This is a genomic window from Galbibacter kalidii (assembly GCF_026241135.1).
GTDB lineage: Bacteria > Bacteroidota > Bacteroidia > Flavobacteriales > Flavobacteriaceae > Galbibacter.
Map to the genome: position 1 here is coordinate 36,579 of NZ_JAPFGA010000020.1, position 15,372 is coordinate 51,950.

Annotated in this window: 15 protein-coding genes; 3 read left to right on the forward strand and 12 right to left on the reverse strand. The window is 38.6% G+C overall.

Features of this window, described 5'->3' with window-relative positions; genetic code table 11:
* Positions 1 to 179: 179 nt before the first annotated feature.
* From OOZ15_RS17215 to OOZ15_RS17225, 3 genes are read left to right on the forward strand one after another with little or no spacing between them, the layout of a single operon-like run.
* A complete protein-coding gene (locus OOZ15_RS17215) occupies positions 180 to 944 on the forward strand; it encodes an MBL fold metallo-hydrolase (RefSeq protein WP_265957683.1) in 765 nt (254 codons plus the stop codon).
* Positions 945 to 959: 15 nt separating this feature from the next.
* On the forward strand, positions 960 to 1,454 hold the full coding sequence (locus OOZ15_RS17220; protein WP_265957684.1) for a hydrolase: 495 nt from the start codon (positions 960 to 962) through the stop codon (positions 1,452 to 1,454).
* Position 1,455: 1 nt separating this feature from the next.
* Positions 1,456 to 2,403: a TerC family protein gene (locus OOZ15_RS17225; RefSeq protein WP_265957685.1), complete on the forward strand. Its 948-nt coding sequence runs from the start codon at positions 1,456 to 1,458 to the stop codon at positions 2,401 to 2,403.
* A 157-nt stretch (positions 2,404 to 2,560) separates the two neighbouring features.
* Here the strand turns inward: OOZ15_RS17225 and OOZ15_RS17230 are convergent, their stop codons facing one another.
* The 12 genes from OOZ15_RS17230 to OOZ15_RS17285 form a co-directional block, all read right to left on the reverse strand.
* Positions 2,561 to 3,541: a YitT family protein gene (locus OOZ15_RS17230; RefSeq protein ID WP_265957686.1), complete on the reverse strand. Its 981-nt coding sequence runs from the start codon at positions 3,539 to 3,541 to the stop codon at positions 2,561 to 2,563.
* Between the two features lie 24 nt (positions 3,542 to 3,565).
* Positions 3,566 to 4,696 carry a DmpA family aminopeptidase gene (locus tag OOZ15_RS17235; RefSeq protein ID WP_265957687.1) on the reverse strand — a complete coding sequence of 377 codons (1,131 nt, stop codon included), beginning with the start codon at positions 4,694 to 4,696 and terminating at the stop codon, positions 3,566 to 3,568.
* Positions 4,697 to 5,075: 379 nt separating this feature from the next.
* Positions 5,076 to 5,735 carry an alpha/beta hydrolase gene (locus tag OOZ15_RS17240; RefSeq protein WP_265957688.1) on the reverse strand — a complete coding sequence of 220 codons (660 nt, stop codon included), beginning with the start codon at positions 5,733 to 5,735 and terminating at the stop codon, positions 5,076 to 5,078.
* Between the two features lie 22 nt (positions 5,736 to 5,757).
* Entirely contained in the window at positions 5,758 to 6,084 is a 327-nt protein-coding gene (locus OOZ15_RS17245; protein WP_265957689.1) for a hypothetical protein, read from the reverse strand.
* Positions 6,081 to 7,334, reverse strand: coding sequence for a dihydroorotase (locus OOZ15_RS17250; protein WP_265957690.1), 1,254 nt, complete (start codon positions 7,332 to 7,334; stop codon positions 6,081 to 6,083). The genes OOZ15_RS17245 and OOZ15_RS17250 overlap by 4 nt, the downstream gene beginning before the upstream one ends.
* Positions 7,331 to 9,244, reverse strand: coding sequence for a BatA domain-containing protein (locus tag OOZ15_RS17255; RefSeq protein WP_265957691.1), 1,914 nt, complete (start codon positions 9,242 to 9,244; stop codon positions 7,331 to 7,333). The genes OOZ15_RS17250 and OOZ15_RS17255 overlap by 4 nt, the downstream gene beginning before the upstream one ends.
* A 207-nt stretch (positions 9,245 to 9,451) precedes the next feature.
* Positions 9,452 to 10,687 (reverse strand): alpha/beta hydrolase-fold protein, encoded by a 1,236-nt coding sequence (locus OOZ15_RS17260; protein ID WP_265957692.1) that lies wholly within the window; start codon positions 10,685 to 10,687, stop codon positions 9,452 to 9,454.
* 104 nt (positions 10,688 to 10,791) lie between these two features.
* Positions 10,792 to 12,276, reverse strand: coding sequence for a S10 family peptidase (locus OOZ15_RS17265; protein WP_265957693.1), 1,485 nt, complete (start codon positions 12,274 to 12,276; stop codon positions 10,792 to 10,794).
* 238 nt (positions 12,277 to 12,514) lie between these two features.
* The gene (locus OOZ15_RS17270) at positions 12,515 to 12,940 is read right to left on the reverse strand and encodes a DoxX family membrane protein (RefSeq protein ID WP_265957694.1); all 426 of its coding nucleotides are present in this window, start codon (positions 12,938 to 12,940) and stop codon (positions 12,515 to 12,517) included.
* A gap of 92 nt (positions 12,941 to 13,032) precedes the next feature.
* On the reverse strand, positions 13,033 to 13,926 hold the full coding sequence (locus OOZ15_RS17275) for an alpha/beta hydrolase (protein ID WP_265957695.1): 894 nt from the start codon (positions 13,924 to 13,926) through the stop codon (positions 13,033 to 13,035).
* 141 nt (positions 13,927 to 14,067) lie between these two features.
* Positions 14,068 to 14,535 carry a carboxymuconolactone decarboxylase family protein gene (locus tag OOZ15_RS17280; protein ID WP_265957696.1) on the reverse strand — a complete coding sequence of 156 codons (468 nt, stop codon included), beginning with the start codon at positions 14,533 to 14,535 and terminating at the stop codon, positions 14,068 to 14,070.
* 266 nt (positions 14,536 to 14,801) lie between these two features.
* Complete coding sequence (locus OOZ15_RS17285; protein WP_265957697.1) at positions 14,802 to 15,371, reverse strand: Crp/Fnr family transcriptional regulator; 570 nt, start codon at positions 15,369 to 15,371, stop codon at positions 14,802 to 14,804.
* Between the last annotated feature and the right edge of the window lies 1 nt (position 15,372).

Here is a 15,372-nt window from a genome sequence, read left to right on the forward strand (position 1 = left end):
TCCCGAAAGCTTTCGGGAGCAAAAAAGTCTCCAATTGAGCGTAGGGCGTAGCGTATAAAAATAACCTTTGGGTTATTTTAGCGAACGAGCCAGCTGGCGCAGGGGTTAAATTTTTGCTTCAATCCAAAAAGTTTAAACAAGTTCAGAATATAAATGATAAATTTGGAAAAAATACAGTTTTGAAGATTACGTTTCTCGGTACCGGAACTTCTCAAGGAATCCCCATTATAGGTAGTGATGATCCCGTTAGCAAAAGTACAGACCCGAAAGACAAGCGTTTGCGGGTTTCTGTGATGGTAGAGTGGGGTGATTATTGTTATGTTATTGATTGTGGCCCTGATTTTAGGCAACAGATGTTGAGCAATGATGTAAAACGCATTGACGGCATTTTGTTTACCCATGAACATGCCGATCATATCATGGGATTGGACGACATCAGGCCATTTTTCTTCCGGCAGGGTGATGTTCCCATTTATGCACACCAAAGGGTTTTGGATAATCTCCAAATAAAATTTGATTATATTTTTGCCGATAAAGACCGTTATCCGGGAGCCCCGGCGGTTAAAGCAAATGTAGTGGAAAACAATGTGCCCATTACTTTGGGGAATCTGGATGTCATTCCTATTAATGCTTTTCACAACAGATTGCAGGTTTTTGGATATAGATTTGATAAATTTGCCTATTTAACGGATGTGAAGATGATAGAAGATGAAGAGGTCGAAAAACTGAAAGGCGTGGAGGTTTTGGTCGTCAATGCCCTCAGAAAGAAAAAACACCATTCACATTTTAATGTGGAGGAAGCTTTGGAATTTATAGACCAAGTGCAACCAAAACAAGCTTATTTTACGCATATTAGTCCGAAGCTGGGCTTTCATGAAGTGGTACAAAAGGAATTACCGGAAGGTGTTTTTATTGCCTATGATAATTTAAAAATTGAAATTTAAAACAACCCCATTGATATGAGACGTAACATTTTTATGTATCTATTTCTCTTTGCAGCTTTGTATATCATATACCAATATGTGAGTTCGAAGAAATATTTTGATTCTGAAACGGTTAAAATGGAGAATCTGAAAGAGGAAAATGAAACATTGAAGGATTCTGTACAAGCACTTATCCTCAACAATCTCGATCTACAATATTTTTCGTTAGAGAACAACGATGACGCATTGGCATATTACGATCATTTGGAATTAGAGAACCCTTCCCGTTATATATCCGATAAATTACTTGAAACAAATGAAAGTAAGGGGAACAACCCTTTGGTGCCTTACGATGGCATGTCCGGAGCTCCGATGAAGATCAATAAAATAAAGGTGATGAACCAAAAATGGATCATCGCTGATTTTTCCGATGGGAAATATTGGGGCGAACTTTTACTTAGATATGAATTAAAAGATGATTTGAGCGTTAATTTCACTTTGCTCGATCATTTGTTATACACGCGTAGTTAGCATGGTAGTTTGGATTGTTTTTATTTCACTTATTGTTATTTTTCTAGCCATAGATCTGGGGGTTTTTAATAAGAACCCACATGAAATCACCAATAAAGAAGCCACAGTGTGGACCTGTATTTGGGTAAGTCTGGCTTTGCTTTTTTCTATAACGATCTATTTCATCTTCAAACACGATTGGATTCCCAATACCGATCATTTAACACCGTGGAAAGCCTTGATGAAGTACATCACAGGGTATTTGATCGAGCTATCGCTGAGTATTGACAATATTTTTGTGATTGCCGTTATATTCACTTCGTTTAAAATCCCAAAAATCTACCAGCACCGGGTTTTGTTTTGGGGGATACTCGGCGCCATTGTCTTCAGGGCGTTGATGATTTTATTAGGCGTGTTCCTGATCAAAAAATTTGATTGGGTGATTTATATCTTTGGAGCGTTTCTTATTTACACAGCTATTAAAATGGCTCTTGAAAAGGAGGATGATGAATACGACCCAAAAAAGACATTCATTTATAAACTGGTTCGGAAATTTGTTCCAGTAACAACACAGACCGACAGCGAACATTTTTTTGTAAGGAAAAAGCATTTGTTGGTAGCTACCCCTTTGTTTATAACGCTGATCATCATCGAGTTTACCGATATTCTCTTTGCTTTGGATAGTATTCCGGCAATTTTAGCCATTACGTCCAATTCGTTTATTGTGTTTAGTTCCAACATCATGGCGATACTCGGACTCCGATCCATGTATTTCTTTTTGGCTAATATGCTGGAACGTTTTGGTTACCTGAAATACAGTTTGGTTGTGATACTGAGTTTCGTAGGGGTAAAAATGATCCTATCCCATCATGTGGAAATACCAGAATGGCTATCATTGTCAGTTATAGGAGCTTCATTAGGCGTAGGGGTATGGGTGTCTTTACATCAGGAGAAAAAGGAGGCAAAGTGATTATTGTTTTCAATCTCAAATCATAAGATATTGCGGATCTACCTACTTGACTGCCGTCAGGCAAGTTTGGCAGACAGGCTTGCAATCCGTGTGCTTTGCAAGGAAAATATTTCCGCGCTATCACATTTATAACTCAAATTGAAAGCTATTGTTAAACCTAAATCTTACTTAAAGGTTTCTTCTTAATCATCCCGCCCTTGGTGTCTTTTACCGAATTCATAATGATAAAAGCGCTTTTATCGATCTTGTCGATCTCGGTTTTAAAATCGGCCATCTCCAGACGGGTTATTACAGCATAAACCACATCCACATCCCTTAAAGGAGAACCTTCGGGGGCAAATCCTCTTTTTCCTTTTAAAAGCGTGCACCCTCGTCCCATATTCCCGATAATGGCTCTTCGTATCTCGTCACTTTTATCAGAAACAATGGTCACACCTATATATTCTTCAATACCATCTATGACAAAATCTACTGTTTTGGAAGCCGAAAAATAAGTAAGGATAGCATACAGGGCGATTTCCATAGAAAAAATATAGGCAGCTGTTGTAAAAATAATGATATTGAAAATGAGGATGATGTTCCCGACCGTGAGACTGGATTTTCTGCTGATGTATATGGCCAAGACCTCCGTTCCGTCGATAATAGCCCCGCCACGGATAGCCATCCCGATTCCCAATCCGAGGAAAAAACCGCCAAAAGCAGCAATCAGGATCTGGTCGGTTGTAATCACAGGAAAAGGAATAAAATGTACGACCAACGCTAATAAAAAGATCCCAATGATACTGTTGATGGCAAAGTGTTTACTTATGGCGATATAGGCCAAAATAACAAAAGGGAGGTTGAGGACAAATATCAATACCGAAAGGGGAATGTTGGTGAGTTCCCTGACGATCAATGAAATACCGGTCACTCCTCCGTCAATGAATGAGCTGGGCAAAAGGAAGCCCTTTAATCCGAATGCAGCCGCCATAACACCAATAATCAAGTAAATTACATCGTTGATCTCATGAGTAATTTCTACTTCAAGGTCCCGGACCTGTCTTTTAAAGCTTTTCTGGGTTTTTATGTCTTCTTTTGATGCTTTTCGGTATTTGCGACGTACCCGATCTACTATAAATTTCTTAAAGAGTGTATTCATGCAATTTTTTTTAGAATGGTTAGATCAATTTTTAATCCGATTGTACTTTTTTAATAGTTCAATGATGGTATCTTTTGGCAACTCTTCTACGGTATGCGAATTCCTTCCCGTCATGGTTTTTGCGGCAAAAAGGGAGTTTAATATAGCTTCTTCGGTAGCTTCTATAGTAGCCATAAAAAGAGGGGTCATGGCATCATTTTCCAATATCGTTTGTTTATGGAACTTAGAATCACTCTGATAATCTACCAGATTTTCTTCTGCATTGGACACCGCAATAATATAATCACCACTACTATTGGAAGCAATACCTCCCGTTTTTGCCAATCCCAACATCGCTCTTTTGGCAAGGCGTTCCAGATTCCTGGCATCGAGAGGTGCATCGGTTAGGACAACGATCATGCAAGAGCCATCGGCTTCTTCAATATACTTATTAGGATATCTTTTAAGATCTTTTGCTACGGGGACTCCGTTAATTTCCAGGACACCTCCAAAATTGGTTTGCACCAAAACACCTATGGTATAGCCTCCCCACGCCTTGGGTAATACTCTGGAAGAAGTACCAATACCACCTTTATATCCAAAACAAACCGTTCCTGTTCCGGCACCTACGTTACCTTCTTCTACAGTGCCGCTTTTTGCATTTTGTATGGCACTTAGTACATGTTCTTCTTTGATATGTCTTCCGCGGATATCGTTCAAATAACCGTCGTTGGTTTCCCCTACAATGGGATTGACAGACTTGACATCTTTATTTTCCGGTAGGGAAAGGGTGTAACTTATCAGGGCATTACTCGCTGTAGGCACACTTAATGTGTTGGTGAGGATGATAGGGGTTTCCAGATTTCCCAATTCCTTAACCTGACTGTAGCCGGTTAATTTCCCAAAGCCGTTACCGATATACATGGCTGCGGGCACTTTTTGCTGAAAAATATTCCCAGAGTAGGGAAGAATAGCCGTAACCCCGGTTCGGATGCTATCACCTTCAATTAGGGTGACCTGTCCAACTTTGACATTGTTCACATCAGTTATGGCGTTGTGTTCGCCCGGTTTTAATACCCCGATCTCAATTCCATAATCACGAAGTCTTTTATTTTGCCCAAAAACATCATTTAGCCCCATTAAAAAGATGAGAACGATACTAATATAACGCCACATAGAAGATTTTTTTATGGCTTTAAATTAGTTATTATTCTTTTGTTGTCCTAATGAAGTTGGGAGTTATGAGATTAGAAATACGAAATACGAGAAAGAGTTTTTGACAAACGCAGGCTTATGGTTAATCTCCAAATATCTGTTTTCTTCCTATGGTTTGGGATTTCAAAACCCTCCGTCTTCAGTTTCGCTATCGCAAAACTGAATCTATTTCCCCATGCGCCATCTGGCTCGTTCGCTAAAACAGTCCGGTGGACTGTTTCTTAACGCTCCGCCCTCTTCATCACAAGGGAGGAGCCGTTTTTTTGGTTTTATTCTTATTTAATACCTAAAATGAAAAACACTAATTTCACTCAAACAACCAACAACCAACAACCAACAACTAAACCCTATCAACAAGCCAATTCTTAAGTGAAAAGAAATTCTGCGGCGCTACACCATGACCTACTGGGAATTCTTCATAGATATGGTCTACTTCCAAAGATTTGAGTAAAGGTGCTGTTTTACGGGCCCAATCCACCGGAATAACCTGATCGACCGATCCGTGGGAGCAATAAAAATGAAGTTTAGACAAATCGTTATTTTGATAGCCTTCTTTTAAAACATCCTGATTGATATAACCGCTAAGGGCAATCACATTTTTTACTTTTTCAGGGTAGGAGAGTGCCACGGCACAGCTAAGGATAGTTCCCTGACTAAAACCGAGTAAGGTCACATTTCTTTCATCCAGATCATAGGCTTTACATGCTTCATCTATAAATGCGGCTATTTTTTCCCGTGATTCAATAGCTTGTTCGTCGTCACTCCACTTCCCGTCTTCAGCATCAAAATGTATGGCATACCAGGCATATCCAAAAGGCATCAGGTCGTATGGTGCTCTAACGGAAATAATGAAAAGTTCGCCGGGCAATTCCCCTGCAAAAGAAAAAAGATCATCTTCGTTACTCCCATAACCGTGAAACATAAAGAGGGCTTTCGGTTTTTCCTGTTTGTTTTCCGGTTCCTTTATAATATGATGAAGTGAAAGTGTTTTTGTTTGCAATGTTTGTTGCTTTTGGAGGTTGTTATTTGATAAAAGTGAACCATTTCTGGAAGTATTCACCCAACAAAGGTACTTTGTTGTATTTTTCTTGTAGCGCACCTATAAATCCGTAAAACCAAAGGATGGCAATAAAGATCCAAAAGGCTGTTGAAATCATCAAGGAATCAAAATTACTTATAATAAAATAACCAATAACATAAAATAAGAGGTTAATTCCAAATGCCTGTCTGATATGAAAAGTGGCAAAAGGGTTTTGCTTTTCCATGTTCAGAATCATAGCGATGATCAAGCCAAAAATGGTAATGTATGCGACAATGGCATGTGTTTTTCCTTTCTTTTCCAGGGTCATTTTAGTTCTATTTTGTTATTGGCGATGATTCCGTAGCTTTTCCCTTTTAGCTTTTTACCGAGAAAAGCACTGTTTTTTGAGGTGGATATGACGTGTTCTTCAGTAAAAACATATTCCGTTTCCGGATTGAATAGTGTCAGGTCTGCTTTTTCTCCAACTTTAATGCCTTCGGAAGCAATCCCGAACCTCAATTTTCCGGCTGTAAGGGTGTTTATAGCCGTTTCCAGTGGTAAAACTTTGTTGAGCGCCCCAAAGGCACTTTCCAAGCCAATACTTCCGTACATGGCATGATCAAACTCCATTTTTTTGTGCTCGATATCGATAGGGTTGTGGTCACTGGTCACAAAATCAATGATACCGTCTTTCAGGCCTTTCAACAGGGCTTTTGTATCTTTTTTAGTGCGTAGGGGAGGAAGTAGCTTATAATTAGTATCGAATTCTGAAAGCAGCTCGTCTGTCAGTACAAGGTTGTGAACAGCTACACTACAACTTACGTCCAGTCCTTTTTTCTTCGCTTCTTTAATGATAGCAACCGATTTTTCCGTGGTAATGGTCGGGATGTGCAATTTACCTCCCGTGTACTCCAAAATATAGAGGTCGCGGGTGATATTGAGTTCTTCCGCAAGTGCGGGAATTCCTTTTAATCCGAGTTTGGTAGCTGTAATTTCTTCATTGACGATTCCTTTTCCCGAAATCTTGTCCTCCTGCGGAAAAGAAAGCACAAGTCCGTTAAAATTCTGGGCGTACTGCATTGCAATTTTAACTAGATTCGGATTGTCAATTTGTTTTTGATAGTCACCAAAAGCCACCGCTCCGGCATTTTTCATATCATAAAGCTCTGCTAGGTCAACACTTTTACTTTTTAAGGTGAGCGCTCCAATCGGGTAAAGTGAAGTGGCATGCCCCGAGGCTTTTGACTTTAAAAATGAAATATCGGCATTGGTGTCGGCGATGGGATTGGTGTTGGGGTTGACGGCTACGGCTGTAAATCCGCTTAGCGCCGCGGTTTTAAGTCCGTTTTCTATAGTCTCTCTCTCCTCATAACCCGGTTCTCCAAAACTCACACTGCTGTCAAACCAACCTTCAGACACGTACAGGTTATCAAGTGTTATGGTCTTTACCTTTTTCGAAGGCTCAATATTCGCTGCAATTTTACTGATAACGCCATTTTCAATAAGAATGTCTTTGGTTTTTTGGTGAAACTCACTATTGGGAGCAATTATTTTAGCTGACTTTAGAAGGATATTCATTTAAAATATTTTAAGATGAGCAGTTCGATGCATAAAAACACCAATGCAAAAATAGCAAACCATTTCCAAAGCTCGTTGACATTGTTTTCACTTTTTATGTTTTTAAGTGCCTCAAAGGTGCTATTGAATGTTTTTTCGGACGAGACAGCGCTCAAATCGAGGTAATTCAACAGGCTTTCATTTCGGTTGTAGTTATAGCTCAGGTCTTTTAATGCTTGTCCACCGTTGTCTATTGTATAAATACCGGCTTTATCGGGAGCTTCGCTTGTAGTGACTCTTACATGTTTTCCATAATTTTGCTGAAGGGGGATAAAAGAGGCTTCTGCATTTCTAATGTTTATGATCTCGTCGTTGCCCAAAGTCGTTTTTACATCAAAAATGTTTTCCTTTCCGATAGTAAAATACGGACTTGGAAGCGCTAGACTCTGCTTGGCCATATTGTAAAACACAGGAACGATCAAAGGGGAATTCTGGAAATTGGACACTGATTTGTTTAAAGGGGAGGAAAAGATGTACACATTGTTCTTTTCTACTAAAAACGGACTGTTATCCGCATAGGAAATGACATGATTTGTCTGACCGGAAAACGAATATGAAAACTGTGTTTTTGGATATTGAAAATTGGATACTTCGCTTTCAAAAACTTTGTTGAATAGAGGGTGGTTAAAAGCGATTCCAGTGACTTGTTTTTCTGTTTCGTTGGCGGAAGTAAATGTGAGATTTGATAAATTTGTAAGTAATTGATTATAAGTATTTAAATTGTTTTCTTTTGAAGTGACAATACAAATACTAATTCCTTCTGAAACAGCACTCTTTAAAGTGGTGATCAATGCATTTGGAATACTTTTCAGTTCGTTGAGGACAATTAAATTTTGATCTGAAATACTGTTGTAATCAATGGCGTTGGAAGGGGAGGAGGAATAGTTGAATTCGTCTTCCGTATAGATCTTTTTTAGGAAATTGTCATCAGCATCGTTGATGGAAAGCACGTTGACTTTTTCCTGTTTATTGATGGAGAAAAAGAACTCGTTGTCATATTGGAGTCCGTTATCCTCAATAACAACACGTCCTTTGACGGCTTCAGTCGCCGGAACGGAAAAAGTAGCACTTCCTTGGTTTTCGTTAAAAGTAACCGAGGTTTTAGCTATTAATTGATCCCCGTTGTACAAAGCCATAGGGACATTCTCCGTAGCGTCATTTTTGGAGGTGAGCACCTCAATTTCGTAGGTATCCGCACTCTTTTCAGCAATAAAAACACTGTCAACCGAAATATTTGACGTTGAAGTCGGACGTAATTGCACAAAAACGGGAGCTGTTTCCCTTTGGGGGATGTCTTCTGCATTTCTTTGCTGAAAATCGGAGATAAAGATAAAGTTCTCAAGCGCATCAGCATCAGAAAAAAGTTGTTCTCCTTTTAAAAAGACCTCTTTCAACGACAATTGCTTTGTTGAATATTCCAGCCCCAGGAGTTCGTTCTTGATATCGTTGATACGAATGTTTTTATAGGTCTTTTCGTTGGTAAAAAAGCTAAAAACGTCAGTTTCAGGGATGTTTTCAATCATTTGGTTGATCGCCCTACGCAACAGTTCCCCTTGATTTCCCTTCAATTGCATACTGAAAGAGTTATCGAGGTAGATCACGGTTTCTTTTTCCGTTTGCCGAATATCCCTGTTGGCAGAATAAGGTTGCGCAAAAGCGATGATAATGGACGCATAAGCAAGCATCCTCATCAGTAACACCAACCACTTTTTCAATTGGGAACTCTTACGGGTTTTGATGCTCAGTTCCTTTAAGAAACGGACATTGGTAAAGGCTTCCTTCTGGTATTTCCTAAGCTGAAATAGGTGAACGATAAGTGGAATGGCAAGTAGAAAAAGCGCCCATAGGATTTCCGGATGTTTAAATTGCATTCCTGTAGTTTATAAATCTATTCAAATATACGATTATTGAAGATTTAAAGTTTAATGTTCAAAGTTTAAAATTTAGCGTACTTTGCGTATTTCTTTGCGCGCCTTGCGGTTAAACTTAACCGCAAGGGCCGCAAGGTTTTCCTGCCTTTGGCAGACGCAAAGGGGCAAAGAATCATTTTTGTGTTGTTGTACAGTGTTAAAGCTCGTTTATAACTTCCCTAAATCACTTTTATATTGCCCTAATTCAGAATCATCGTTTTTTTCAGCATATTCAATGGCCAGTTTGTAATGTATTCTTGCCTTTTTCTCATTTCCTTTGTTTGTATAGAATGTTCCTATTGCATTATGAATTGCAGGTGATTCGGGAAATTTATTTAAACCAGATTCATAAATATCCAACGCTTCTTTATCCTTGTTATTTTCAGCAAAATAATTTCCAAACCTAACCGCCCAGATTTCTCGGGTTGGGTTTGATAGGTATTTTCCAAATTCATTGGCATACTCTTCAAAGCGTTCAAACTTATTTTCCGTCATGGCATTGAGCAACAAAAAATGTTTTGTAGTTCTGTGAACGTCTGTAGAAATTCCGTAGCGATTTCCCCTATGGCGATAGTATTTCTTTATACTGTCCAGGTTCCCAAATTCGTCAAATTCTTTCAGACTATAAAAACGCAAGGTGTTGTAATCTTTAAAATAGTCCCTTAATCCATTGCTTATTGTTTTAAGCGGAGTGGTATAGTGGTCTTCACCCAATAAATTATCGACTTTCCAAAAAGTATGCTTTGGATTACGGGTTTTGAAAACGCTATCAACTTCATTTAATGATTTTTCGATATAAGTTTCTTCCGGTGCTTTTGAAAAATAGAGATAAGGCGTATTTTCTGTTGTGGTTTTATCTAAAGCTGCAATCCTGTCTTCTGTGAAATGTGTCGGACTTGCCAAAAAGAAGGCACTGAACATGTTTGGATGATTTGCAAAAATCTCCAATCCTAAACCTCCAGCCATTTCCCAACCAAAGTATATACGTTCTTTTTCTTCCAAAGTCCTGTAATTCTCATCTATTAGCGGAATTAGTTCTTTTTTTATAAAGTTGATGAATCTACTAGCATCCTGATGATACAAGATTCTTCTTTTCTTTCTATCGGAATTTATGCCTACAACTATAAACTCTGGCGATTTGTCTTTAAATCGCAACATCTTTTGATAGGCAACAGGATGCAAAAAATATTCTTGCCCGTCCATTACGTACATCACGGGATATTTTTTTATTTCTAATCCCTGATAACTAGGAGGGAAGTATATTTCCACCTCTCTTTTTTCTCCTAAATACTTTGACTCTATTTCAAGGTGTTTAGTTAAGCCTGTTTTTTCAAGATGCTGTTGTCCATAAGACAAAAATGATATAAGTATTAAGACAGATAATGTGATTAACGTTTTATGCATAATGTTTTTTTGATGAGTGCTAACTATTGTATAACAACCAAACCTTAAACCTTGAATTTTAAACTTTAAATTTTTCAATCTTCAATCTTCAATCTTCAATCCAATCAATACTTCGCAGACTTCCCTTGATTCGAGGTTGAACGGATAAACTCCCTAACATGCTCATTAGCACTTTTTAAGTCTTCTTTTCGTAGGTACATCATATGTCCGCTTCTGTAGCCTTCAAAACGTAGGCGATCCTTCATTTTTCCGCTTGGATCCATTTGCCACATGCTGTATTTGGTATTGAAATAAGTCGTCGCTCCATCGTAATACCCGGCCTGATAAAGTACATGTAAATACGGATTTTGAGCCATAGCTTGTCTTAGATCGTCCCGGGTGTTGTCATCTTCGTTATTCCAGGGGTGTACCGGTCCGAACATATAATAAGGGACATCGGTTTTAAAATTGAGTTCTTCCTGCAGATAATAATTAATGGCAGGGGTGAAGGAGTGTAACCAAGAAGTAAGTTCAGCATTGTAATCTGGTCTTGTACCTGCGGCCATTTTGTCAATTCCAAGGTAGCGAGAATCCAAACGTCCTACGGTAAAGCCTTTGTCCCTAAGTAATTCCTTCCAGAAAAATGAAGTAGGCACATCCAAGTTATGTTGCAAGATCGATTCTTTTGAAAGTCCAGAATACTGCGCCATTTTGGTAGCTACGGACTCTCTTTCAGCATCAGAAATAAATCCGCCTTTGGCAATAGCCGGGATAAGGGTGTTTACGGTATAGTTTTCTACTTCAGGAAGCACTTCCAATAAGTCTTTTTGCTGTAAATCCGTCCTCAAAGCTTTTTGATGCCAGGCCGCAGCTGCGTAATACGGCAAATTCAAAGCAGAAGATACAGGCCCACCTACTCGAATAACTTTATAATCTGCCGGAGAGACCATGATTACTCCGTTTAGGTACATCCATTGTCTTTCTTGTAAAGCGAGCGATAGTCCTGCTACACGCGTACCACCATAACTCTCCCCGATGATGTATTTTGGAGATCTCCAGCGGTTGTTTCGGGTAATGAAGGTGGTAATCCAATCGGCCAGATATTCAATATCAGCGTTGATACCAAAGAATTTTTCCCTGTCGGGATATTCCCCTTCTTTATCGGCTACCATACGCGAATATCCAGTGTTTACCGGGTTGACATAAACGATATCGGCCACGTCAAGAATGGAATTCGGGTTGTCTTTTACGCCATAAGGCTGAACAGGATAACCTTCATCATCAATCTTTAATATTTTAGGTCCGGTATAGGCCAAATGCATCCAAACAGAGGCCGATCCCGGTCCGCCGTTAAAAGAAATCAAAAGAGGTCTGGAACTGTTATCACCAACATCGGTACGATAATAATAGGTGTGAAATAGTGTAGCGATTACTTTTCCTTTATCGTCCCAGACCGGTAAAGTTCCGGTATTGGACTTATATGAAACCCTCACCCCATTGATGTTTACCTGATGGGAAGTAGTGATAATGGTGTCCACAGGAATTTTTCGATCCTGGGCATTGATGATAATGGAAAATAAGAAACAAAAATAAAGTAGACGTTTTATCATTAGAAAAAGCTTTAACTCACTAAGTGAGATTTAATCCCGATAACTGCCGGGAGTTTCGACACCTGCCTATCGATAGACAGGCTTGCGTTGAAATGTTTTTTAGTTTTTTCAACCCAATTTAGGGGTTGATGTCAAAGCCTAAAAGTAATAAAATAACTGTAATAATACCACTATTGAAATTACACAAGCAGGGCAAAATTTAAACAAAACCAGTATTAATACATATAGAGACTCCTTATTAGTTTTTGTTTAATAGCATATCAAGCTCTAAATATTTCCCTTTTATTACGCTGATAGCAAATGCGGCGGCAGAAGCTGGGAGTACTGAATAGTCCAATGGGGCTTTTATTCCTAAAGATATAGTCATTGCCAATGCAAACAAAATCAGTAAAACACCACTTAATTTTGCGACAAGTTGGGTTTTAAGACCGATTAACAAGAGTATTCCAAAAACAATTTCAGCTAATGTGGCAGTCCAGGCAAAGAAAGGGATTACTGTTTCGGGTAAAAATGGCAAAAGCGAATGGGTGTAACCTTCAAAGTTCTCCCAATTTCCCCAAGCGGAGATATTTTCGCTCCAAAGGCCAAAGCGATCGGCTACCGCTGATAAAAATCCGGCAGCCACAGCTACCCTTAAAAATAATTTTGTATATAAATGATTCATTGTGATTGTTTTTTAAGATTTAAAGTTAGCTGAGAAATACGAAGAAAAAATTAAGATATCTTAAGAAATGACATGAGTTTTCTTTATAAATTTTAATAGTCTCTGGATATCGGTTTGTCATTTAAAATGATTTCTTCCTTCAGTATTTTTTGTTCTACGACTGCTTCTTGAATAAACCAGTTAATCAGATTAACTTCGGCATATGATTTATTTGACCACTCGTGATCTCCTTCTTCATCATAAGCAAGCACATTGGAGGTTTTCAATTTATCGAGTTTAACAGCTACGGTTTTTGATCCGTCTAAAATAATATAACCTACATCCTTAGGCTTACAATAAATATGTGGAGCAGTAGCAAAAGGCACTATTTTGTCTTTCTTTCCGTGAAAAAAAAGGCTTGGAATTGCATTTTCCTTAATTATATAATCTGCATCCAACACCACCCCCGACATTGATACGACTCCTGAGGGTTTGATTTTCGGAATGTGTTTAAACGCATAATGGTCTTGCATAAAAGCACTGTTGAGTACAACCTCGGCTCCGGCGCTACTGCCAATTAAAACAAATTTATCTGCATCAAATTTCAATGTTTTGTTTTTATGCTGAAGGAATTTCACCGCATCGGCAATATCTTCCGATGCCGCCACAAAAGTTTCTATCTTTTCTGAAGCAGGACATCCACACCCAAATCCGGAAGGTTTCCCTTTTCTGGTTAGACGGTAACTCATAGATGCCACTGCGTATCCTTTTAAAGCCATTGCTTTGCAAAATTCAGTTTCCAATGGATTGTCTCTTTTACCTGCATAAAAACCACCTCCGTGTACCAATAGGACTAAAAGTCGATTAGCATCAATATTGTTTTCTTCGGAATAGAAATCCAGTTGAAGCGTATCAGAGTAGGTGAAGGTTTGTTTTTCAACTTGTCCATAAACTGTAACGGAAACGAGCAAAACAAACGATAATGACATTGTTCTAAATAATCTCATGATTTATAGTTGGATAAAGCAAAATTACCGGACAGAAAGGGAGAAAGGGTTAAGATATCTTAAGAAATGACAAAACCTCACAGGCTCCGATAATCATCGGGGTGAATCTGTGAGGTTTATAAATCGGATATTTAAAAGGAGTTATGACAATTCCTCTTGCTTCTGAACTTCATATTTACCTGGGATAAAGCTAAAAGTTCGCATCAAACGATTCCAGGTGTTGATTTGTGATACTGCCAGCGTTAAATAGCAGATTTTCTCTTTACTGAAATACTGGTTGAGCTTGTCCAACAGTTTGTCAGAGACCGATTCGTTATTCAGAATAGTAAGTTCCTCTGCAAATTGAAGTACTGTACGTTCTTCTTCTGAAAAATAGGGCGTTTCTTGCCACACACAAACGGAAATCATCCGCAATTCAGTTTCCCCTGCGTGTTTTAGTTCTTTGTGGTGCATATCCACACAATACGCACATTTGTTGATTTGCGAAACCCTAAGTCGCATCAATTCCAATAATTGAAAATCAAGGCTTGAGTTTTTTAGATAACCCTCGATTGGCATTAGTTTTTCATAGAACCCCGCAGGGATGTCATTTTCTTTAATTTGTACCATGATTTTTGTTTTTAAATGATTACATGATCCAAAATTAGCGGAGAAGGAAGAGGAAAAAATTAAGATATCTTAAAAAGACTTTCATGACAATTATGTGTTACCCCGCCTAGGGCGGGTTTGAACTTGTCATTGTCTACTTTTTTTTGCTATAAATATTCCAGTCCTACGGACTTTAACCCACCTTAGGCGGATGATATTTATAGTAAAGGATATAATGGTAAGGTCTATAAGCCCTGTAGGGGCGACATATTTTGTCGATAGACACCTTAATACCCTTTTCTAAGCGAGCTCAGATATTCAGGAGTGATCTCCAAATAGGAGGCAATCATATACTGAGGCACGCGTTGTGTGAATTTCGGTTGTGCTTTTACCATATGTTCATAGCGCTCTTTGCTGTTCATTTTCTGATAAAAATCGTGGTTACGCTGTATGGCAATCAGCATATTTTCTGTCATTATCCTAAAAGCCCTTTCCAGCTTTGGCACTTTGGCAAATACTTGTTCTAAATTTTCTTTGTCGATCTTCAATACCGCTGTGTCTTCAATAGCCTGTAGGTATTGTTTTGAGGGGAGTTGAAGGGTAAAACTTTCCATATTGGTCACCCACCAATTCTCAATGGCAAATTGGGTTATTTTTTCATCACCCTTTTCATCGATATAAAAGGTGCGGATTAATCCTTTGGTGATAAAATACTTGTATTTACAGGTTTCTCCCGGCTTTAAGAGGTATTCTTTTTTACTGAAAAAATCTTCAGTTAAATGGTTGAAAAACAAATTCAGTTCGGTGTCTGTAAGCGATATATAGCGGTTTAGATATGTTCTCAGTTGTTCCTTCATG

What these genes read in the sequence shown, in the direction of transcription:
- OOZ15_RS17220 (WP_265957684.1), top strand. Translation starts at nt 960, where the DNA reads ATGAGACGTAACATTTTTATGTATCTATTTCTCTTTGCAGCTTTGTAT.
- OOZ15_RS17225 (WP_265957685.1), top strand. Translation starts at nt 1,456, where the DNA reads ATGGTAGTTTGGATTGTTTTTATTTCACTTATTGTTATTTTTCTAGCC.
- OOZ15_RS17230 (WP_265957686.1), bottom strand. Translation starts at nt 3,541, where the DNA reads ATGAATACACTCTTTAAGAAATTTATAGTAGATCGGGTACGTCGCAAA.
- OOZ15_RS17235 (WP_265957687.1), bottom strand. Translation starts at nt 4,696, where the DNA reads ATGTGGCGTTATATTAGTATCGTTCTCATCTTTTTAATGGGGCTAAAT.
- OOZ15_RS17245 (WP_265957689.1), bottom strand. Translation starts at nt 6,084, where the DNA reads ATGACCCTGGAAAAGAAAGGAAAAACACATGCCATTGTCGCATACATT.
- OOZ15_RS17250 (WP_265957690.1), bottom strand. Translation starts at nt 7,334, where the DNA reads ATGAATATCCTTCTAAAGTCAGCTAAAATAATTGCTCCCAATAGTGAG.
- OOZ15_RS17255 (WP_265957691.1), bottom strand. Translation starts at nt 9,244, where the DNA reads ATGCAATTTAAACATCCGGAAATCCTATGGGCGCTTTTTCTACTTGCC.
- OOZ15_RS17260 (WP_265957692.1), bottom strand. Translation starts at nt 10,687, where the DNA reads ATGCATAAAACGTTAATCACATTATCTGTCTTAATACTTATATCATTT.
- OOZ15_RS17265 (WP_265957693.1), bottom strand. Translation starts at nt 12,276, where the DNA reads ATGATAAAACGTCTACTTTATTTTTGTTTCTTATTTTCCATTATCATC.
- OOZ15_RS17270 (WP_265957694.1), bottom strand. Translation starts at nt 12,940, where the DNA reads ATGAATCATTTATATACAAAATTATTTTTAAGGGTAGCTGTGGCTGCC.
- OOZ15_RS17275 (WP_265957695.1), bottom strand. Translation starts at nt 13,926, where the DNA reads ATGAGATTATTTAGAACAATGTCATTATCGTTTGTTTTGCTCGTTTCC.
- OOZ15_RS17280 (WP_265957696.1), bottom strand. Translation starts at nt 14,535, where the DNA reads ATGGTACAAATTAAAGAAAATGACATCCCTGCGGGGTTCTATGAAAAA.
- OOZ15_RS17285 (WP_265957697.1), bottom strand. Translation starts at nt 15,371, where the DNA reads ATGAAGGAACAACTGAGAACATATCTAAACCGCTATATATCGCTTACA.